We start from the raw sequence: 21,602 nt of genomic DNA, 5'->3' as shown, positions 1-21,602 counted from the left end.
CCAAGCTCTGCGTCTAATTGTTTTTACGCCTTTTTTGAGGTGGTTTCCTCAAGCATCGAGTGTTTTAAACGGAGGGTCGCAAACATATCTTTTAGCTTGCGGTTTTCAAATTCAAGCTCTTTTAAATCTTTACATCAGAGGACCATATTTAGAACGCCACTTATAAAATGTACCCCCATGTTTACGACATATTTCCAGTACATGCACTTTGATTGCATTAACATTAATTTCCAACTTTCACCAAGTCTTAAACTAATAAATCAGAGTTAATGCTAGCATTAGCTTATAAACAACACGGCCCCCAGATGCGTTTATGCTTCAAGTCTATAAACACAATATTGGTTAGCTAAAATATGCGAGCTATTTTAGCAGAGAATTAATGTAACCTAATTTGGTTGCTGAGAATAGTTTTAATAAAACAACAATAAGTGTATACTTCCATTGTTTTTATTTTTTGAATTAAGTTCCTTTTAATGGTTATGTGTAGTTTGAAATTACAACTCTGCTTAAAGGACTGGTTTTAGCTGATTTTAAATACTTAAAACAGCCTTAAATTTTATTTTAATCTGGATTTCAAAAGCCTTTATCGGTAATTGTTAGCATGAATATAAGAATTTTATTAATTTTATCTACCGTAATTTTCGTAATTACAGGTTGTTCTAGCTCAAGAGCTACAGCACCCCTTAGCCCGGAAATTCCTGAGGCGTCATATACAGGAAAGGGAACAAATGCCGGGCCTATGTTGGTTGGCTCTCTTGGTGCTATGGGAATTGGTGTAGGTGTAGCAATAGATATAGGTATAGCTAAAGACTTTCATCAACAAATTGAAATACATAAAGCCAAATATATTAAAAATATTTCTTTTCTACTAAACGGATATTTTCCAAACGCTGAAAGTTTTAGCTTGTCACAGCTTGATTTCACGGCTGCACAAAGAGATGAAAATTTGGTAAACACAAGCTTGGTTATTAAAGTGGAAGATAATAGTGACATTGACTTTGTTTCTATTGAACTAGAAACAATCAAGTTCGATGATTTAAAAACGTCAGATGCTTTCTGGCAAAGCCTCGAAAAAAAACTTAAAACAGGACTGTAATATGAAAACAATTCTCTTTATTGGGTTACTCATTGGAGCTATTTCTTTTGGTACTAAAGCGAGTACATGGGCCAATGCATCTGGAAAAATCAGTAATATTCAAGTATGGGCCAATGGCAGTGACCCGTATGGAGTCTGGGTTACTTTAGGGAGTGGCTCCGCAACGCCAAGCGGTTGTGGTCTGACTTATTATTTACAACATAACGCTTCAAACAAAGATATCGTTTATAGCGGCTTACTTACATCAAAGGTGTCTGGCGGTACAGTTACTATACAAACAGATAAAAGTAAGAATGCTACGGGTTTGTGTCGAATTCATAAAGTTCTTTTTTAGAGTAATATATAGGTGGATACGATATAGAAAGTAATTTGTCACTATTTAGGACTGGCACAAACTTATTGCTTAAATCGTGCTATTTTACTTCTGTTTAAATATCCAGCTTGAGATTGAGTTGAATAGAAATGATAAAAGCACGGTGTGTACGCCGTGCTTTTTTATATGGAGAGGATAAGTACACAGGTAAAAACTTTGACCACAGACGGACATGGCTAGTAGAGCGAATGAAGCTGTTAAGCGGTGTATTTGCGATTGAAATAGCCGCATATGCCATTATGAGTAACCGCTATAACTTGGTTGTTAAAGTGAATAGGTTGAAAGCACTGGATTGGCGAGATAACGAGGTGATACAAGTTATACAAGGGTAGGTCAATCATTGATAGACACCTAAACGGTGATGCTCTTAGTAAAAAGAAAAGTGCCTGTCCTATTTGTTATCTTGTTCGTACTTCACAAATTTTAGCCAACATTTTGTAGCCTCATAACGAGGCGTAGGGATCCAGGCAAGTATGGTAAAAAACATTAAGATAGGAGATTGGGTCAGAAGTTATGGCTCAGGAATATGGAGAGTTCACCGAATTCTAGAGCTAAGTGATTTCGATATTCAAAGCCAAAGCTGTAAAACCAGAACTATTGTTTTCTCTTCACGTTTTGTAAACGACTCTTACAAGCGCTCCTTTTCAACTGAATGTTGTGATTTAGCGTTTGTTTCTCATTTGGATTCTGATGAAAAAGACGAGTTGGAATCGTTTATAGAAAATAACCCTGAGCTGGTTGCAAAATTTGATACTTACCAGCCTAAGAGAATTGATGCTATTTACAACGCAAATGTAAATATACCTTCATCGGGGTGTACGACAGACTTGGAAGAAAGGCTATCTTCGTTCCAAGAATTAAACTTAGAGCAGTTATATAACCAGCTAACTAAATTTAAAATTGGTTCAAGTGGTACAAAGGGATGGACAGCTCAATTTATTTCAAATAATCATGAATGCTGTGAAGGTAAATTGTTATATAGCTTTTCTAGAATATTAGCATTTTGATGCCTAAAAAGGCCACAAACACAGCAGGCTTGTGCTCCTTCGTCGACAATTTTAGCCTGCTATTTTGTGCCGTTTACGGCGAGCGTTAGGGCTACTGATAAATGAAAGTTAAATCGATAAATTTAAACTCATCAACTGCCGACTGTGCAGAGCAGCCTATGGTTGAATGGAGTAACTTTGATTTAAGCGTTCGGTTCAAAAATTGGATGAATGAAGATGTTCAACTTAACTTCTTTGACGTACCCCATTTTAAGTTTCTAAGTAGCGACGAATGCATTGTTTCTGATTTAAGTGATGATCGAGTTTACGAAGTCCTAAATTCAGAGTTACTGGCAAATTTAATTAAGTGTGGTGAAATAACGCCAGAGGAGCATTTTAAACATTGGTTTGTTGGGTTTAATGCAATTGGCTCTTTTATTGAGGTCATATTTAGAGACTTCGCTGAAAAGTAGTCCTAACAAAGTGCTCAAAACGGACGCGTAAAAGTTGGCTCGCGCTCCTTCGTCGCTAGTTTTAGCCAACTATTTTATTGCCTCTTAACGAGGCGTTACAAGGAGGAAGCTTGCGCACATTCTATATCGTATTGATGTTTTTTAGTTATTTCAGTGAGGCGCAAGAACCAGCTCCACTTGCTTCATGCCTGTCTTATGAAGTAAGTAGAATTGATAAAGACAAGGGTAAGTTCATATTACAGAACGTGTTTGCTCCGCAACTATTTGAGAACTTGGATAAGCGTTTTCCTGATCAAGATATTGATTGGTCCGCTTGGACTTTGAGTGTAGACGAATATAAAAGTGAAGATGACAAAGAAAAAACGAAACTTAAAGGTTGCTTTGATATCACCAAAATTCATGATAACAACGAGTTGATTTCTTCAATCATGAGAGTTTCCATGACTCGATTTCAAGCAGCTATGAAGTTTTATTCAAAGCCAAGCGCTGAGCGAATTCCGAAAAATAAAATAGAATCAATGCTTGATGGTTATGAAGACTTGCTTAAGAACCCAAAAGTTAAACAAGCAATGAAAGGCGCGTTGGAACATAACAATCAAGTTCAAGCGACGCCAAGCAAAGGCCCGGCTGGTTAGGGGGCTCTGTGCTATCGAGATTATTGTTGAATCAGCTTATTAAGATAACAGTGGCTATCCCTTTTATTGTTATTGCTTTTTATCATCTGTATTTCTTTATTAAACCAAGTGTTACTGTCATAAATGAATCAGAGAACGTTATAACAGAGGCCATTGTTCGTTTGCCTGAGAGTCGTTTGAATTTTGGCTCTATTGGACACAAGCAAGAAAACACCATTTACCATTCACTCTCTCAAAATGATGGTAGTTATAATTATTCATTTAAAATTGACGGTAATACAATAACTGGAACTTGTGGTTATTTAACAAACAGTGAATTCAATAAACGGTTTGTGCTCATCGTTAGTAAAAGCAATTTGGTAGGCTGTAGCCAATAAATACATCACAAGTTAATTAAAAAATGGACGTAAAACTGCAGGCTTGCGCTTATTCTAGCCGACTATGTTTTAGCCGTTTATTTTCAGCATTAATCAGATAATTTGACTCAGCCTTTAAACCTTTTAGCCAATTTTTTCGTCTAAAGAATGATTTTAGTGATTTTAAAAGGAAAGTAATGAGCCGATTAATAACTCAAACTATATCATCGTTATTGGCTATTTCATTAATAACAGTTTTGACCTCATGCAAAAGTCATGATGCAATTGATTTTGAATCCAATACGAAAGATGAAATCATTGAATTTATTGATGGAAATGTTGGGCAGGTGGTCTCAATTTCTGTCGTAGACTCAGAAAATACTTACCAATATCATGTTGGGACGTTAAGCAATGGAGACACGCCTAACAACCAAACAATATATGAAATTGGCTCGTTAACCAAAACTTATACAGGTTTAGCTGTTGCTAAGGCTATTCACGACGGGAAAGTTGAGCTTGATAAAGATATCCGCCATTACCTTAAAAATAACGAATATAAAAACTTAGAACTGTCCAACCAGTATATAACTTTACGACACCTTTTGACGCATACCAGTGGGCTGCCTAGCAATTTTGCTGCCAGTCGCGAAGATATTGAGCAAGGCAGATATTTTGAAAAAATATCAAAATATTCTAGAAGTGACTACTTTGATGACCTTAAAAAAGTAAAACTGAACTCTACACCAGGCGAGGACTATCTATATTCAAGCGTCGGTACAAATTTAGCTGGATATATTCTGGAATCTGTTTACCAAAAGCCATTTGAATTACTGGTTTATGAAATAATCACGAGTAAGTCTGGAGAGCGAGGCACAAAATTCAGACGCACAGACTCCGAAGTAAGCGAAGTTACAGTCGGATCAGATGGAAATGGCAATCAAATGCCCTTGGCTAGTCCATATTGGCTTGCTGGTGGGGGATTAACTTCAAACCTTGAGTCTGTCACGCGGTATATGCAACATCAATTTTCTTCAGAGCCTGAGGTGGCAATTTCTCATCAACTATTAGATGAGAGCTGGACGGGTCATGGCAAGGCATTTTATTGGTATACAGCTAAAGATGATTCAAATGAACTAATGCTCTATCAAAGTGGCGGCTCAATGGGCACATCTAGTTGGCTAGCCATTTACCCAAAGAAAAAAATTGGTATTTTCGTTGTGACAAATGTGGCAGGGAAAAATACTCAACCAAAGTTAGAATCGATTTCAAATAAGGTTTTTGATTATTTAATTGAATATAAAAAAGCTTTAAAGTCGGATCCGTAACGGTTGGCTCGATCCTGCTCTACTACGTGGGTTAGCCAACAATTAGTCACCCCTTCAAGTAACCACAAAAAGCATATTTGGCGGTTACTTGAAAGCACTTTTAGCTTTAAATTATCTGAATTGGTTTACGCTTCTAGCTTTTCGGTTCTAGGTGAAAACTCAAAAACGTCTGAATAGCAATTTAGCTCTTGTAAGCCTATAGAGTTTAGCTGGTCAATCGTGCCATAAACCATTTGTGTTGAGCCACACAAATAAGCATGTGTATCCTTAAGATCAGAATAATCTTGTTGTATCACTTCGTAGAGAAAGCCTGTTCTTCCTGTCCAACCCGACTGAGCCGACTCTAAAATCGTATTGAAATTTAGGTTTTTATGCGCAGTCGCCCAATCATGAAATTGCTCCAAAAGAAAAAAGTCATCGCTATGACGATTGGACCAGTAAATATTGATATTGGCTTCAGGGTTTCGATGCAAAAGCTCTTCAGTAATACATTTTATCTTGGATATACCAGAGCCTGCAGCGACAAATAAATGAGGCTGGTCAATATTGGTCTGTAAAAACGCATTTCCCATTGCGAGCATGATAGCAACTGGCTGATTATTTGCTTTGGCAGCAAACAAGCAGTCAACAACTTTACCTGAAAAATCACTGGTAACTTGGATGATTAGACACACTTTATTCGCTTTATCAGCATCTAAACGGCTGGAAATTGTGTATGAAAGCCACAATGGTTTGCCATCATGATTCACATCAAGTTTGAGCTTCAAATATTGCCCTGACTTATAGTCCAATACGCTTCCTTCAGGTGCTAAGAGCTCAATTTGAAAGGTGTGTTTATTCAGTGACTCTAACTTGGTTACAAAAACGTCATGATGTGCAACAGGGGGCGTTTTAGCTTCATTTTTCATTTTCTAAACCTACATTTAATCGTATGGATTATTTAATTGGCGCTAGTTTAGATGAGTTTATAGATGAGAGATAATGATATATTATAAACAATCTATTAATTTTGCTCATAATTAAAAATGTTAGAACGTATCCACCTTCGTATCATTCATGCTGTCCATCAGCAAGGATCTCTTACTGCCGCAGCAAAAGAGCTCTGTGTAACACAATCGGCTTTAAGTCATACCATGCGTAAACTGGAAGACAATCTAGGGACTGCAGTCTGGGTACGTGACGGAAGAAGTTTAAGGCTAACACAAGCAGGCCATTATCTGCTTAATATCGCAAACCGTGCGCTTCCACTATTGAGCGGTGCTGAAGAAAGATTAAAACAAATCGCCATGGGCGAGCGCGGCACATTGCGGATCGGTATGGAATGTCACCCTTGCTATCAATGGCTATTAAAGGTGGTGTCGCCTTTTTTAGAAACCTGGCCGGGTGTTGACGTAGATGTTAAACAAAAATTTCAATTCGGTGGAGTAGGTGCTCTGTTAGATTACGAAATAGATCTGCTGGTAACACCTGATCCCTATTTTAAAAGTGGTCTGGTCTTTGAGCCAGTATTTGATTATGAGCAAGTGCTCGTTGTTCCAAAAGATCATGAATTAACAGCGCAAAAATTTGCTAAGGCTGAAGATCTTAGAAACCAAGTATTATTTACCTACCCAGTATCAAAAGATCGCCTTGATATTTACACGCAGTTCCTCAATCCAGATCAAGTGATCCCTAAACAACATAAAACCGTTGAAACCACCGACATCATGTTGCAAATGGTTGCATGTGGTCGAGGTGTTGCGGCATTACCACGCTGGCTGGCAGAGGAGTACAGCGTAAAATTACCATTATCAGCTGTGCGTTTAGGTAAAAATGGCATCGCGAAACAAATTTATTTAGGTACTCGCGAAGGGGATAGTAATATTGATTACCTCGGAGCTTTTATCAAAATGGCGCACAGTTACAAGCATCCGGTGGCTATAGACTCGGAGTAAATCAACAGCCATTAGCTCTTCCTAATGGCTATAACTACCTGTTATTACATTCTTGTTGCGAGCCATGTCGCGGTGAAATGACAAGTGTGATGTTGGCCTCAAAAATTGATTTCTCTATTCTCTTATCGAACTCTGATATCCATTTGCACAAACAATTAAAAGTCACGAAAAGATAAAAGCCCCCGGTTTGCCTGCATTAGAGAAATGAAAAATGACCTAAACGCGGCGCTCGTTGTACTGCATATTCTACTGTGGGCGCAAAGCGCTGTCCTTCACGTAGTTAAACAACTTTTCAGTGATAACACGCTGTTTCGAACTATTGCAAGCATACTTAAAAAGCCAACGGCTTTGCTCATAAAACAGCATCACTAAACATGGAATTAATTACCACCCCAGCTTATCACTCACTGTGATTAACAATTCCAGTACGTTTGTGTATTCTCTCCGTTAACATAATACTATGAGCAAAACTCATAGGTTCATAAAATTAAATCAATATTAATCATGGATTATTCATCATAGAATCGCTTCATTACTTTTGAGGCCAGATTTAATTTTTAAGCTAGGGACACCACAATATTATGAGCAGCGATTTCACCTATTCCATTAAGACCATTCGATTTGATGAGCACTATTCACCTTCGAACGATACGCGCCTTACTACAAACTTTGCTAATTTGGCTCGCGGTGAAGTACGTCAAGAAAACCTGCGTAAAGCAATTAACATGATCAATAACTGTTTTAATAGTCTGGCAAATTGGGATAACCCAAACAAAGACCGTTACTCAGTTGAAATTGATATTGTGCATGTGGACATTGATGTTGAGGGCAATGGCGAAACGTTTCCTACTATCGAAGTATTAAAAACATACATAGTTGACCACCATACGAACAGACGTATTGAAGGTATTGTGGGTAACAATTTCTCATCGTATGTACGCGACTACGATTTTAGCGTGCTACTACGTAAACACAATGAAGGGAAAGATCAGTTTTCTGTGCCAGATAACTATGGTGAATTGCACGGTAAAATGTTTCAAGATTTCATTAATTCAAGTGCTTACAAAGAAAACTTTAGTAAGCCGCCTGTCATTTGCTTAAGTGTATCTGACAATAAAACCTATCATCGTACAAGTAATACACATCCGATTTTGGGTGTTGAATATACGCCGAATGAATCATCACTGACTGAGCAGTATTTCAAAACAATGGGTATGGAAGTTCGTTACTTTATGCCTGAAAACAGTGTTGCTCCGTATGCATTCTTTTTCTTCGGTGATCTGTTAAACGATTACAGCACATTGGAGCTGATCAGTACGCTGAGCACCATGGAAACTTTCCAGAAGATTTATCGCCCAGAGATTTATAACGCTAACTCTACCGCTGGTGAAACTTATAAGCCAAGCCTGAAGAACTTAGACTGCTCTTTAACGCAAGTGGTTTATGACCGAGAAGAGCGCGCTCGCCTTGCGATTGAACAAGGCAAGTGGTGCGAAGATAATTTTATTCAGCGACACCAGTCAACACTGGAAAAGTGGGCCGCTAACTTTGTTCAGCCGTCATTCTGATTTTAAGGTATAGATGCATTAATTATGAAAAAACTATTCCCAACCTCTACCGCCGGAAGTTTGCCAAAACCGTCTTGGCTAGCACAACCTGAACAGCTTTGGTCACCTTGGAAATTAGAAGGCGAAGAACTGATAGCCGGTAAAAAAGACGCACTGAGAGTCACGTTACAAGAACAAGACAGTGCAGGTATCGAAATTGTGAGTGACGGCGAGCAAACCCGCCAGCATTTTGTCACTACGTTTATCGAAAACTTAAGCGGTGTTGATTTTGAAAATAAGAAAACGGTTAGAATTCGCGACCGCTATGACGCCAGTGTACCGGGGGTTATTGGCCCAGTAAGCCGCCAAAAACCGGTGTTTGTTGACGATGCAAAATTTTTACGCTCGCAAACACAGCAGCCAATCAAATGGGCGCTACCTGGGCCGATGACTATGGTAGATACGCTATATGATGATTACTATCAAGATCGTAAAACCCTTGCTTTCGAATTTGCTAAAGCATTGAATGAAGAAGCAAAAGAGCTAGAAGCAGCTGGCGTTAATATCATTCAATTTGATGAACCTGCGTTCAATGTGTTCCTTGATGAAGTGAACGAGTGGGGTATAGAAGCTCTTGAAATCGCAACCCAAGGGCTTAAGTGCGAAACCGCTGTACACATTTGCTATGGCTACGGCATTAAAGCAAATACCGACTGGAAGAAAACATTGGGCAATGAGTGGCGTCACTATGAAAAAACCTTTCCAGCAATCCAGCGCTCTAACATCGACATTATTTCTTTAGAATGTCATAACGGTCGAGTGCCTCTAGAAGTACTGGAATTACTTAAAGGCAAGAAGGTGATGGTCGGTGCTATTGATGTAGCTACCAATGACATTGAAACGCCAGAGGAAGTCGCCGACACTATTCGCGAAGCACTTAAATATGTCGATGCCGACAAGCTCTACCCAAGTACAAACTGCGGTATGGCACCGTTATCACGAGAAGTAGCGAGAGGCAAATTGCAGGCTTTAGCAGCTGGGGCTGAAATAGTAAGAAAAGAGCTCTCTGCATAATTTCTTCGTTTGTTTTTCACATAACCAACAAATGGGGTTTCCGTTTGTTGGTTTTATTTATTTCATTTAAACGTTGTTGATTCACACTATGATAGAGTTTTTAAGCAATAATACTTCAACACTTGTCGCACTGATTGCAACTGGCGCATTTGCGGGCATTTTGGCTGGTTTGTTGGGGGTAGGCGGCGGTATTGTGATAGTGCCGGTGCTATTTTTTGTTTTTCAGAGCTTTGGCGTATCGCCTGAGTCGGCCATGGTTATCGCAACAGCGACCTCGTTAGCGACAATTATTCCAACCTCCATCAGCTCAATTCGCTCGCACAATCAAAAAGGTAATGTAGATTTTGACCTTTTAAAGCGCTGGGCTGTGTTTATATTTATTGGCGTTTTGGCAGGAAGTTGGCTGGTAACTCGCATCAACGGCACTTGGTTGACTGGGCTATTTGGTGTGATCGCTACTTTATCAGCCCTGAATATGATGTTTCGAACAGGCAAGTCAGCTTTATTTCAATCACTACCCGGTAAAGCCGGACAAGCAACAATGAGTACCTCAATCGGGTTTTTCAGCTCAATGGTGGGCATTGGAGGCGGTACTATTTCTGTTCCATTACTCACGCTTTATAACTACCCGGCTCACAAAGCTGTGGGTACAGCCGCTGCCATTGGGTTAATTATCTCTTTGCCAGGAGCCGCGACTATGCTCATTTTAGGTCAGTCACCTGCTGATGCTCCTGTCGGCACGTTCGGACTTGTGAACCTAGTTGCGTTCCTATGTATTGTGCCTTTAACCGTGTTATTTGCGCCAGTTGGCGCATCACTCGCAGCTAAATTAGACGCAACAAAGCTCAAGAAAGTATTTTCTATCGTATTGCTTATTACAGGCATGCGTATGCTAATACAATTATTTTTGTAGGGCGAATATACACAAACATTTTTGCGAGAGGTCAGCGGCTGTAAAGTCGCTGACCTATTTTTTAAGCCCCAAAATAGTCACCCAGCTTTTAAACAACAAAACCTTCAGTAATCACTGGAGCTGCTTAATTCCTCGTCAGTGAGACACCTGACTTAAAGCGGCCGGTAAGATCGTGATCTTTTATAGTAATCTCCTGATCCATAAGCACTGCTTTCAGTTTAGGCATCATTTGTGCAACTTCTTTTCAAATGAAGACATCGATTCAGTTCTAACTGAACACTTATATTAAATGTAACCTTATGAATTTAATTGGTAAATGTTCTTTCGATTGTGCTGTAAATACCACCAAACCTTGGAGTGCTACTTTATGAAATTATCTCTTTTTGCAATGTCCACGCTTTTTGCTTCGCAAATTGCAACAGCGGACAATTTAGTTACAAACGGCTCTTTCGAACAGGATGTCGTTAAATCAAAATGGAAATTGCTGAGTACAGTAACCGGGTGGCAACGTGAAGGGGCAAGGTTTGAAATTCAAACGTCACGCCTTGGTATCATTACCGCTCAAGATGGCAATCAATATATTGAGCTCGATTCGACTGCCAATCACAGTGTATTTCAAACTCTCGCTACAGAGGCTGGAAAAACATATGAAGTCTCATTCTACTACTCACCGCGAGTTTCTGGGCACACTCAGACAAACAAAGTTGATGTTAAGTGGAATGGCACGACGGTTTTAAATTTAAACGCAGCGCAAAGAGGTTGGCAGTCTTTTACCTTGTCTTTAGAGGCGGATTCAAGTACTTCAGAGCTCCGTTTCACAGGAGCGGGCACTAACGATAGTTTAGGGGGCTTTATTGACGACGTTGTCGTAACAGAAAAACAGGCGTGCCACACGGGTATTTTTGGGATCAATAACTATGGCTCATTTGAGACGGGTTATGTCTATAAGTTCAATTTAGAGACAAAGACTTTTAGTGTCGTAGCAGGGGCTCAAAATACCGCGTCAAACATTGCTAGTCACAATGATAAGCTTTATTTTATGGAGCAGCTTGATTCTGGCAGCAAGGCTTCAAAACTTTGGTCAATAGATTTAGAAACCGGTGCTCAAGTTGCTGAGGCAGATGCGAAATCTTGGCCAATTTATCGTTCTGCGGTAACCGCGAGCGGGCAATCTTTACGCGCCACCAGTAAAACGTATATGTATGATTACAATCTACAAACTGGTGAAAAAACAGTGTTAGGCAAGATGCGTTATTCAGGTGATTCTTTCTCACACGGTGACATTGCTTATTCTGCTGATAACAACACACTTTATGTGCTAACTGGTAAATCCTTATATACAATCGATGATAGTTCGATGGCATTAACCTTGATTGGTCACCATGGCATTAATTGGGCGTCTGGTTTAGCAATTTCCGATGAGGGTACATTGTATGTCTCAGGAAGAGTCTCAGGTGAAAACGCGAAAATTTATACCGTCGACCCACAAACCGCAGTGTCTACCTATGTTATGGATGCGCCACGGCATATCAATGATTTAACCTTCGTAGATAACTACTGTAAGTAGACGATTTAGGATTTGTTTGGCCACGTCTATTAAATTGGGTTTGATTTTGTTTTCAAACCCATATAATTTTTTTCACACAAAGCTACTCTAGCGATTTTTAGCTGCTCTTCAGCAGCTAATTTTGATTCTTGTTAGTAGCAATCGCTTTTTAATACAGGTGCTTTAATTCAGTTGGCACTTTAGCTGTGATATTTGCAATACGCTCTGCTTTTGCGTCTATACCAACAAATGTGGTTGTGTCATTTCCTGGCACACATAAGGTGGTAGTAATAGGCCCAGTAGTTTGGTTTGCTTCGGTAAAGTTAACACGAGCAATGCTGGGTAACGTTGTGTTAAGCACGGCTAAATTGATACATCCCGCCATCATAGGGAATTTTACGCCATCTTGACTTGTACTAGCAGGGACTCGCGCAATCTCAAACCCTGCATTGTTAGCATTTTTAGTTGTTTGTAAGCTAGCTCTACCATAATTACTAATTTGAAGTGAAGAGCGGCCATATACGTTAAGCGTAGAGGTTGGCTTGTCATTATTTATATAGTAGAAGTGAACATTACTAGATGGAATTAAAACAGTAGAGCTGGTTTCTTTTGGATTGACATACATCCAATTAGAGATCTGCTGAATGGAGCCGTTAATCGAGGCTCTGCCCCAGTGAATATTCGATAGAGTCACAGCTCCATTCATATTTTCAATGGTACAAGAGTCTTGATGATATACAATAATGCATCGGCCACCATTAGTCTGGTATTGGTAGTCCAATAGAATGTCAAAAGAAAATGGATTCTGTCCCGCAATAGGCATAGGTACTGAATGCGTAGTGCCATCAGTCGTTGCTGCTAATTTAAACGTTATATCTTGCTTTGCATTTGCATTAATACTAAATACAGCGCTTGCTAAAGTTAAACTAATTAGGGCCTTTCTTATTTTCATCTTTTTATCCTTAAAGTATTTGAAACTTTAATAATTGAGCTAGAGAGGGAACAAAAAACAGTTGTGCACGGTTGCTCTCTCAAGTGTGTGGAAGAGCAAGAAACACATCCAAGTTCTCTTTTTTGGAAACAAGATATTATGTTTTACACATGTTTATTTCAAGTTAAAGTTTTGTGTTGTGGCTGAGTTGAAATAGTGGATAGACCTGTTGAATCATTGACTATCTAGTTGGCCTAGTCATTTTCTTATTCAATTTACTATTTCTGGAAATTCTCTAGCATAACTCTGCAAACGCGGAATTAGATTCAAAGGCGCCTACTTTCCTTAGCATCAGACGTGTTTAAGTAGAACTGTGTTAGAAATACAGCTGGATGTCATGTGTTAGTACCAAAGAGCAGGTTAGCAATTATTGGCACAGAAGGGCCTCTGAACTTTGTCAAGGTCAATACGAAGTGCTTGAAGAGAAACAGGGCTGCCTGGCAAAAATATTGGACTGTATTGTTGTGCGTCTGTTGGTGTCGAAATATCAAAACAGAAAATGCACCTATTAAAGGTGCTTGTCTTGACGGAGCTGACCAACCTTTTCAAGCGATGATACTGAGTTGAGCTTTTTCACAAGGCTTCAAGGTATTACAGTAAGATTGTGACCAATAGCTGTTCTGATTTAGTTACAGGGTGCAGGTAATAAATAATTAAACTTTTCTGGCAGCATATTTTAGCATAAAAAGCCAGCATTGCTGGCTTATAATGACTTCAAAGCTAAATGGGAGTAGCTAAATACTTCCCCCTATCAAAGTATGGAACTCAATTGAAACCCACATAAACTCAATATAACTAATAACTAAGCCACTTATAAAAGTCAGCAACATTAATACAATTGATTTGCTTACTTTTTTATAGACATAGAAACTCATAACAATTGGTAGGGTGAATGTTAATAGTACTAAACTATTGTACCAACCTTGTTTCTGCTCTAATGCTAATACAAAGATAAGATCTAGAGTACATAAAAACAACAGATAAATTGATGCAATAATTACAAGTTTAATCAAATGTTTCAATAACTCACCATGCATTTTAATTGTTACCTTTATCTAGTATTTTTTGCAATAGTTCAAGCTGGTCATACCTTTTTATCACATCCGTAACAAAGTCTTGGCAATTATTTGTAAGAAAATTGTAACCATCATCAGCGTAATTTACCCTTACATCATTCACTGCGGCCCGAATTAAGTTTTCGTCGTAACTCTTGGATCCGCACTGGTATTTACTTTTGTTTTTAGCGTCATCGAAGAAGCCACCTTTGGTATATCCCCAGTTTTCTCCACTTCCATCTTCAGAGAAGATATGCTCGTGAAATATACCTAAATCTAGGCCTGTTGCTCCACTGGTTTGAAAGTTTCCAGCAAATGAAAGAGGCCTTTTACATATTTGAGCAAGGCCAAATAGGTCTATTCTTGAGATTGGATTCCCTCCAACATAAGCATAAGTATTTATACCACCAGCTAAACCAATAGGATCAGATTGTGTATAGCGGCCAGTCTCTGGGTTGTAATAACGATTTATGTTGTAATACAAGCCACTCTCAGAGTCATAATATTGCCCAGGAAAGCCAAGGTGATAGCCGCCAATTTTGTCTTTCAATACAGTACGGCTAAATGCATAATTTTCTGCTCGCCATACGACATTTTTACTTTGGTCCGTGATTACTTCAGCACGACCTATGTGATCGTTGTAAACACTAAATAACTTGTTGTTATAAATATAACCTGCTACTCGACCGCTTACATAAATGTATTGCTTTTCGTTGCCTTCGGAGAGAAGTTTGGCAGATTCATTATAGATAAAGTGAGTACTTCTTCCCATTGCCTTTTTAGATACTCGTAAACCTAGTCCATTATACTTGTATTGTATATTGTCGTTAATTTTAACCAAACGGTTAAAAGAGTCATAAGTAAAGTTTCGATGACCATCGTTCTTAATGTTGCCATTAGCATCGTAGGTAATGCTATGGCTTCCTTCAGTACCTGATAGGCTTGTTAAACGGTTACTGTTTTTATCGTAACCTAGAGTTATATTTTTATGTCCATCTTGTGTAACAAATGGAAGAGTCACGCTTACTTCGCCATGGAGAACAAAAAAACCAGAGCGCTTCAGCCCTTTGGAGGTCTCTGTTTTTCGGTTACCAACCAAATCGTAAGTATAGCTACTGCCACTTTGTGTAACTGGGTGACGAGAGGAAGTTAATCTGCCAGCTTTATCATAAGTATACTGGCGGGAGGCGTCTGAGTTAACGGTATTGATTGCTTCCTTAATATTGAATGCTCTATCGTACTTATAATCAAGATTTTGAATTCCGCCAGCGCGAATAGTTGAGATGTTCCCGGACTTACTTCTAGCAAAGTACTGCGGTATTCCATTAGAAAAATGTAATGCAGAAATAGCACCAGTAGAGTGGTGATCAACCTTATTGATCAAACTCTTAGTCACACCATTTATTTTAACATTCACTTTTTCTATGGTTTTGTCAGAGGCGTAAGTATAGCTTACCTGGTTTCCACCCGGGTAAGTTATAGTAGATAGTTGGCCTGAACTATTATACGTAGAAGAGGTAGTATAATTGACACCATCAATTAAATTAGTTTGGGTTGTTACATTACCAGCTCCATTTCGTAGCAATGTTATATTCCCTGATGGGCTTGATATTTTTTTTAATGTACCATTGTGGTATTCGAAGCTATGTTTCACGCCACCTGAAGTTATGTTACTTAAATCACCATGGGAGTTGTAGCCATATTCGATATATGTACCATCAGCACGTGTTAAATTATATACTCGTCCGCTGGTACTAACTGACATAGGGGTTTGCCCTGTGTCTGGGCTAATTAGCTTTTCAAGAGTATTGTTGTTGCTATACTGAAATGTTGTTCTATTGTTTTTGGGATCTTTTATTTCGGTTAGTTTACTTTTTGTGTATTCAATATCAATGATGCCGCCGTCAGAGATATTCTCTCGCCTTACTCTATCTAACTCATCGTATTGATATGAATTCGTGTAGCCTTCGCCATCAGTAGTGCTAAGCACGTTACCTAAGTTATCGTAGGTGTATTGCGCAACCAGTTGCCCACCAGCTGACTCTGTTAGCTTCCTGCCTAACTCATCGTAGGTTGCGCCACTCTCAGTTTGAATTTGAGTCGGTTTGTTCAGAGGGTATGAGCTTAACTTGATCAAATTTCCCATTTTGTCATAGTCATACTGTGAACTCGTTTGGCTTGTGAGGTTGTCGACTCGTACAAGCCTGAATGCTCTGTCATATACGTAATCTAATACTAGGCCGCTAGAATGGGTTTCTTTTTCGAGCTTTTGCTTGATGTTGTATTCATATGTAATTGTACTGCTTTTACCTCCATCATTGGTAGTCAGAGACTTAACCTCACCACGAGGATGATAGGTAAAAGATTTAATTAAACCAGAAGGGTAGGTAATTTTACCCACACGACCTAATGCGTCATATTTTTCGAATTTTGTTGTGAGGCCTTTCTCAACTAGCTTAGTAAGGTTTCCTTGGCTGTTAAAGTGTTGAGAATTAGGAGAGTGCGGTAAATCACTGCTTTTCATAACGATTGAAGCAGGCTCTTTGTTATTGTGATATGTATAAGTTGTCGTAATCGATCTGAGGATATCACCATTTAGGTTGAGATGAGCTCTGTAAACTATATCGCCAAGGTCATTATAATTTAATTCAAGTTTAAAGTCTGGACCTGTTTCGGTTAATACCTGGTTTTTGTCGTTCCATGTATACCTAAATACTGACTCTTCAGCCGACCCTTTTGCAACGGTTTTGGTTATTACGTTGCCATCTTCGTCATAGTCAAAATCTGTAATGTGGCCCTCTTCATTAGTAATGGTGTCAATATATCCCTCACTCGTATATGTTTTATGTAGAGACATGCCATTACAGTTTTCTGACGGTAAGCTACGCTTCTCGATTTCAAGGCCTGTTTCATATAAATAATCGACTTGATGGCCTAATGGGTTAGTTACTTTGATGCCTTCCATATGGTAGTCAAAAGTATATTTATCTATATCACCATAGTGTCGGCTTGAAGTTGCTTTCCCATCCTTATATTCAAACCAAGAATACTGTTCGCCGTTGTAATGTACACCGTTTAGTTGATCGAAAGAGTACTGTTTATATGACTTGCTAGATTTATCGTATGTATACTCAGTAATATTGTTATCTGGATAAATTACTTTTTTTAGTGAGAAGGAGCCAACATCTGTATTGTCGAATAAATACTGATACTTATACTCTTGGCCAAGCTCATCAACAAACTTAGTAACTCGACCATTCGCTTTATATACCGTAATTGATGAACCGTTGGAATGAGTGATTTTCAATTGACCGGGTAACCAACTTTGGCTGTTAGGTGTCCAAGTGTATGAATGAGTAATACCACCTTTAAATGTTATTTTAACCAATTGGCCCAGGGAGTTATATTGTTCTGTTTCGCCAGAAGGGGAAGTATATACAATACGCCCATCTAAAAATTTCTGTAGCTTAGAACCGGCCAATCTAACTTGATTAGTTTTGGTGAAATTATACCCATCAGAGCTTTCGAACATGACTGTCGTTCCATCGTCAGCTTGACGCTCAATGATATGTTTCTTTATATGTTTGTTGTAGTAAATTTCTAAGCTTTTGTTTAGGTTCGAGCTCCAGTTTCTTCCAAAAGGTTTTTGATACCGTACATGCGAAAGTTTATCACTCTGATAGGTACGAATAATAGAGAGAGGGTGTTTTCCGCGACCAACAAAATCTGTAAACTTTTCGACTTTTTCACCATCTTGGTAACGTATTGGATTACCAATTTCCCCTTTACAAGTAACTTTTTCGAAAACGGCTCGACCGTGCGTTCCCTCAGAATCACCTGAGTCTGGGTCATAAAAAAACTGATTTCTTTGTAATCGGGCTATTTGCTCAAGCATTGCTTCCTGATTCCGTTTGTACCTTTTGTAGTTGTCGTCCAAACGATAATCAGGTATGGGATCGGCATTAATCTCTAAACAAGTTGATCTCAGGGGATCACAATGAGGTGTTTCTGGTCTTTGGTCTTGTTCCGGTATTGGATCTGGATCTGGGTCTGGTACGGGCTCACAGCCTGGCTGATCTGGGCCCGTGCATTCATCATTAGCAGCTGCCGCATTTAAACCCCAACCCCATTCAGTGGAGTGCAGCTCCACTCCAGCTTCATCATCAATAAAACTGTCTGTGGTGATATTTACATTTGAGATATAGAGCGTAACCATCAAGGCCACTTTGGTCTTCTTATACTTCATGACTTTTCCTTTAAGTCTTATCTTTGTAAAAACTGATTATCTATTTGAGCCCAAGCTGACATTATCTTTGGGCATTCTAGAACAACAGCGCCTTTGGGATTACGCATTGCTCGTGGGACAAGAATTTTTCTTTTTACTAATTCATCAATAGCTTTATCTAGATCAATTTCAGATAGCTTTAAATGTGAGGCGAGCTTGGGTGGATATACAATAGGATGCAACCAAAGGTGCTCAATCAGCAGAACGCAGTTCTTGGCATCTGGAGACAGTGTAAATTGAGTGGTTAAGGACTTGTGTGTCTCCAAAATAACCTGAGTGCTTAATTGTGCAACTTGTTTGCCAAAATACTGAGCTTGGTCCCAATATGTGCTGTCGATATACTCTTTGCTTGTCAGTGTATACGCGTCCAATGCCGCAATATAATCTTCTTTATTCGCGTTCAATCGATACAAAAAGCTTATATATGCAGAAGGATCATTTATTAACATTGCACAAACCATAGCTCTGGCTGTGCGGCCATTTGCGTCTGAAAATGGGTGAATTTTGATCAGTTGTGTGTAAAAACAAATAGCTTGTTGAATACTAATCACGGGGAATTCTGCAATATCAATTTGCATTTGGGTTAGCAGGGATTGTAACTTGTCAGCTGAAGGGGGCTTAAATTCAAGCTCTTGGCTTGGGGTGGCTATTTTTACGCCTGAAGTTCTTATAGATGTTTTGCGGTTTAAAAAAATTGAGTTTACTTGAGATAAAGTACTAATATTTATCCCGGAGCTGTTAAATATTTCAACAGCTTTCATAAACCTCAAATTTAATTCCGTTTGTACTTGGCTTCCCGGGTGAATAAAGCCTACACCGCAGTTAGTCAACGCTAATTGTTTTCGAGTAATATTACGTGTTTCTCTCAGACTAGAGCCACCTGCAAGATAGCGGGAAATTAAATTAATGATTATTGAATTTACTATTTTATTATTCATACAGTTTCATTTTTGTTGCATATTCTAACATAAATGACATTTTATATAAGTCTGTTTTAAAGATTGTTTTTTCAGCATCCACAAGGAGAGTATTTTTAATTTATTCGAGCTGTATTGTTTTTTGTGTTTAAAAACAGGTGTTTAGTGTGTTTTTGTGCGTTTGGTAAAACTTAAAGGCGATGAGTAATACCGTATTCTAAATCACCTAATTTATTAATTTATTCATTTATCTGCAATAGTTTGAGTGTTATTGTTCGGCTGTTTGGTGAGGTGGACGTCGCTAAGTGTATTAATTAGTCTACAGGTTCTGTTTGCGGCTATGAAGTTGAAGAAACCGTGAATATATTCGCATGCTTTACTAAGCTTGTGGCGCATGAGAAGCGTAGTTAATTTGCTTGTTTATGTTTAGAATGAATATTCGCCGTTGGAGTTTAACTAGAGGTAGAAATTTGTAGTGGTGCTACTTTATAAATGAATGAAAGCCCAATCAGTTGGGCTTTAAGTGCTCTTAAATATTATTGGCATGCACTTATAAACTGCCATACTTGCCAGCGGCCTGAGTACTGAGCAGGGTGTTGATTGTTTGAATACCACTTGGCTTCATATAAGCGATTGTCTATGTGTACTTGATCGCCTTTGCGATAGACATCTTCGGCGCGCCAATTTGCAATGCCTCTGCATATGCCGTCGCCGGGGTTAGAGTTACCTAACCATTGATTGCCAATACCATAGTTCATAGCGCTGAGAATATCGCCATTGTCCTGAGCGTACTCCCACGCAAATATGCCGCCTAGATTGCTGTTTAACACATACTGAGCTTTTTTAATCACGCTGCTTGGGTGGTCAAACCCGACAAATGCAGCGTCACTTTCTCTCCAAGCGTAGTGGCAGTCGCAGTCTGCATCGTAACGGATAGTAAAGCCATTGATCCCTTGACCATTTGGGCCGATAACTTCATCAACAATACGTCGATATGTGCCAACACCTTCTTCATCCCACGGTTGCACAGCTTTCGGAAATAGCCCTGCCGCTTGCCCACCAATAGGCGTACCAGAAGCACTTAGGCTAATACCATCAAAACCTCGGGCATATTTAGCGACACCCACAACCAGTTTGCTGGCGGGGACGCTCTTGTTAAGTAGGTTTTGCACACCTTGCATAACGCCATGGGATGCTGCCATGTTTGCGCTGTGTGCATCTAATGAAGTGTGGTGTCCAATATTGTTTCTTGACCAGCCACCAAAAAAGTCGTACGTCATCAAAAAGATATAATCAAGATAAGGTGCTGCGCGTTCATAATCAATATTTCTAACGTTATTAGCGTGTGTCCCAATCGCACTTGTAATTGAGTACTTTCTGCCAAGCTCAGCTTCTAGCACATCAAATGCAGCTCTTAAATCGTGCATCAGATCGGCATAGTGACCGCCTTCTTCTGGTGTGTTTGGCCACTCCCAATCAATATCAATGCCGTCAAAAGCGCGGTGCGTACGTAAGTAATTAACAACTGATTGAACAAATACTTGTCTTGCTTGTGGATCTTTAGCCATGGGGGGAAATGTGTCCGAGCCGCCCCAGCCACCGACCGAAGGAAGGATTTTTAGGTGTGGGTATTTTTGCTTTAGTTGCAAAAATTTAGGCGCAAACTGCTTGTCTATTGTGGCGTCGTCCTCGGCGAGGACATAATCGGGTTTATTGGCGCACACTGTGGCGTCATTGGGGAGCTCTCCTGGTCCACACGCCCGCAAAAAGGCGTATAAAATATGGGTTAAATTATCGCCTGGCACATCATCGATTGAATTGGGGTCGGACCAATTGGCAATGTAAGTGCCAACTACCTTATTGCTGGTTTGTTTAAACTGTTGGTGGTTGCCAGTAAACTCTTGATACTGTTCTTGCGCCCAAGAGGAATGGGTTGCAGACATCAACATAAGGCCAAACAAGCCCATGCTATTCAATTTATATACTTTCATAAGTATCCCTTTACATGTTTTGTCTTGGCAGGTGGCACTACCATAAACGCCATCTACCGAATAGTTACGGATCAATAACGCTGACATTAACTGCTCTTAGATCAG

General features: G+C 39.3%; 18 protein-coding genes and 2 pseudogenes. 14 read left to right on the top strand and 6 right to left on the bottom strand.

The genetic code is table 11. The features are described from left to right. Positions 1-29 precede the first annotated feature (29 nt). A pseudogene (locus N483_RS27665) lies at positions 30-201 on the bottom strand (IS3 family transposase); the annotation flags it as partial. 400 nt (positions 202-601) lie between these two features. On the opposite strand from N483_RS27665, the gene N483_RS06330 reads away from it, so the two are divergent. From N483_RS06330 to N483_RS06295, 8 genes and pseudogenes are all read left to right on the top strand, one after another. After that, on the top strand, positions 602-1,096 hold the full coding sequence (locus tag N483_RS06330; RefSeq protein WP_023401890.1) for a hypothetical protein: 495 nt from the start codon (positions 602-604) through the stop codon (positions 1,094-1,096). A 1-nt stretch (position 1,097) separates the two neighbouring features. Beyond that, positions 1,098-1,430, top strand: coding sequence for a hypothetical protein (locus N483_RS06325; protein ID WP_023401891.1), 333 nt, complete (start codon positions 1,098-1,100; stop codon positions 1,428-1,430). A gap of 128 nt (positions 1,431-1,558) precedes the next feature. After that, a pseudogene (locus N483_RS06320) lies at positions 1,559-1,844 on the top strand (hypothetical protein); the annotation flags it as partial. A gap of 98 nt (positions 1,845-1,942) precedes the next feature. Continuing rightward, positions 1,943-2,476: a hypothetical protein gene (locus N483_RS06315; protein ID WP_023401893.1), complete on the top strand. Its 534-nt coding sequence runs from the start codon at positions 1,943-1,945 to the stop codon at positions 2,474-2,476. A 101-nt stretch (positions 2,477-2,577) separates the two neighbouring features. Further along, positions 2,578-2,928, top strand: a complete 351-nt coding sequence (locus tag N483_RS06310) for a hypothetical protein (protein WP_036977321.1) — start codon at positions 2,578-2,580, stop codon at positions 2,926-2,928. Between the two features lie 110 nt (positions 2,929-3,038). Continuing rightward, a complete protein-coding gene (locus tag N483_RS06305) occupies positions 3,039-3,563 on the top strand; it encodes a hypothetical protein (protein ID WP_023401895.1) in 525 nt (174 codons plus the stop codon). A 26-nt stretch (positions 3,564-3,589) separates the two neighbouring features. Next, positions 3,590-3,940, top strand: coding sequence for a hypothetical protein (locus tag N483_RS06300; RefSeq protein ID WP_155250823.1), 351 nt, complete (start codon positions 3,590-3,592; stop codon positions 3,938-3,940). 176 nt (positions 3,941-4,116) lie between these two features. Then, the gene (locus tag N483_RS06295; RefSeq protein ID WP_023401897.1) at positions 4,117-5,244 is read left to right on the top strand and encodes a serine hydrolase domain-containing protein; all 1,128 of its coding nucleotides are present in this window, start codon (positions 4,117-4,119) and stop codon (positions 5,242-5,244) included. Between the two features lie 125 nt (positions 5,245-5,369). On the opposite strand, the gene N483_RS06290 is transcribed toward N483_RS06295, so the two are convergent. Continuing rightward, positions 5,370-6,152 (bottom strand): FAD-binding oxidoreductase, encoded by a 783-nt coding sequence (locus tag N483_RS06290; RefSeq protein ID WP_023401898.1) that lies wholly within the window; start codon positions 6,150-6,152, stop codon positions 5,370-5,372. A 117-nt stretch (positions 6,153-6,269) separates the two neighbouring features. Here N483_RS06290 and N483_RS06285 point away from each other — a divergent pair, with 117 nt between their 5' ends. The 6 genes from N483_RS06285 to N483_RS06265 all read left to right on the top strand — a co-directional run bounded on the left by N483_RS06285 (position 6,270) and on the right by N483_RS06265 (position 12,279). Next, entirely contained in the window at positions 6,270-7,178 is a 909-nt protein-coding gene (locus N483_RS06285) for a LysR family transcriptional regulator (protein WP_023401899.1), read from the top strand. A 38-nt stretch (positions 7,179-7,216) separates the two neighbouring features. Next, positions 7,217-7,354, top strand: coding sequence for an epoxyqueuosine reductase QueH (locus N483_RS27660; protein WP_155250832.1), 138 nt, complete (start codon positions 7,217-7,219; stop codon positions 7,352-7,354). Between the two features lie 405 nt (positions 7,355-7,759). Beyond that, entirely contained in the window at positions 7,760-8,746 is a 987-nt protein-coding gene (locus N483_RS06280) for a DUF1852 domain-containing protein (protein ID WP_023401900.1), read from the top strand. Positions 8,747-8,770: 24 nt separating this feature from the next. Continuing rightward, positions 8,771-9,799, top strand: a complete 1,029-nt coding sequence (locus tag N483_RS06275) for a methionine synthase (protein ID WP_023401901.1) — start codon at positions 8,771-8,773, stop codon at positions 9,797-9,799. A gap of 88 nt (positions 9,800-9,887) precedes the next feature. Beyond that, on the top strand, positions 9,888-10,712 hold the full coding sequence (locus N483_RS06270; RefSeq protein WP_023401902.1) for a sulfite exporter TauE/SafE family protein: 825 nt from the start codon (positions 9,888-9,890) through the stop codon (positions 10,710-10,712). Between the two features lie 367 nt (positions 10,713-11,079). Beyond that, positions 11,080-12,279 (top strand): DUF642 domain-containing protein, encoded by a 1,200-nt coding sequence (locus tag N483_RS06265; protein WP_023401903.1) that lies wholly within the window; start codon positions 11,080-11,082, stop codon positions 12,277-12,279. Between the two features lie 148 nt (positions 12,280-12,427). Here the strand turns inward: N483_RS06265 and N483_RS06260 are convergent, their stop codons facing one another. From N483_RS06260 to N483_RS06240, 4 genes are all read right to left on the bottom strand, one after another. After that, positions 12,428-13,210: a hypothetical protein gene (locus tag N483_RS06260; protein ID WP_023401904.1), complete on the bottom strand. Its 783-nt coding sequence runs from the start codon at positions 13,208-13,210 to the stop codon at positions 12,428-12,430. 1,077 nt (positions 13,211-14,287) lie between these two features. After that, the gene (locus tag N483_RS06250; RefSeq protein ID WP_023401906.1) at positions 14,288-18,550 is read right to left on the bottom strand and encodes an RHS repeat-associated core domain-containing protein; all 4,263 of its coding nucleotides are present in this window, start codon (positions 18,548-18,550) and stop codon (positions 14,288-14,290) included. Between the two features lie 17 nt (positions 18,551-18,567). Continuing rightward, entirely contained in the window at positions 18,568-19,527 is a 960-nt protein-coding gene (locus tag N483_RS06245; protein WP_023401907.1) for a Fic family protein, read from the bottom strand. A gap of 515 nt (positions 19,528-20,042) precedes the next feature. Further along, entirely contained in the window at positions 20,043-21,584 is a 1,542-nt protein-coding gene (locus tag N483_RS06240; RefSeq protein ID WP_023401908.1) for a glycosyl hydrolase family 18 protein, read from the bottom strand. Between the last annotated feature and the right edge of the window lie 18 nt (positions 21,585-21,602).

It is taken from the genome of Pseudoalteromonas luteoviolacea NCIMB 1944 (assembly GCF_001625565.1).
GTDB classification, from domain to species: domain Bacteria; phylum Pseudomonadota; class Gammaproteobacteria; order Enterobacterales; family Alteromonadaceae; genus Pseudoalteromonas; species Pseudoalteromonas luteoviolacea_F.
The sequence above is the reverse complement of the archived record's forward strand: the minus strand, read 5'-3'. Positions and strand labels throughout refer to the sequence as shown.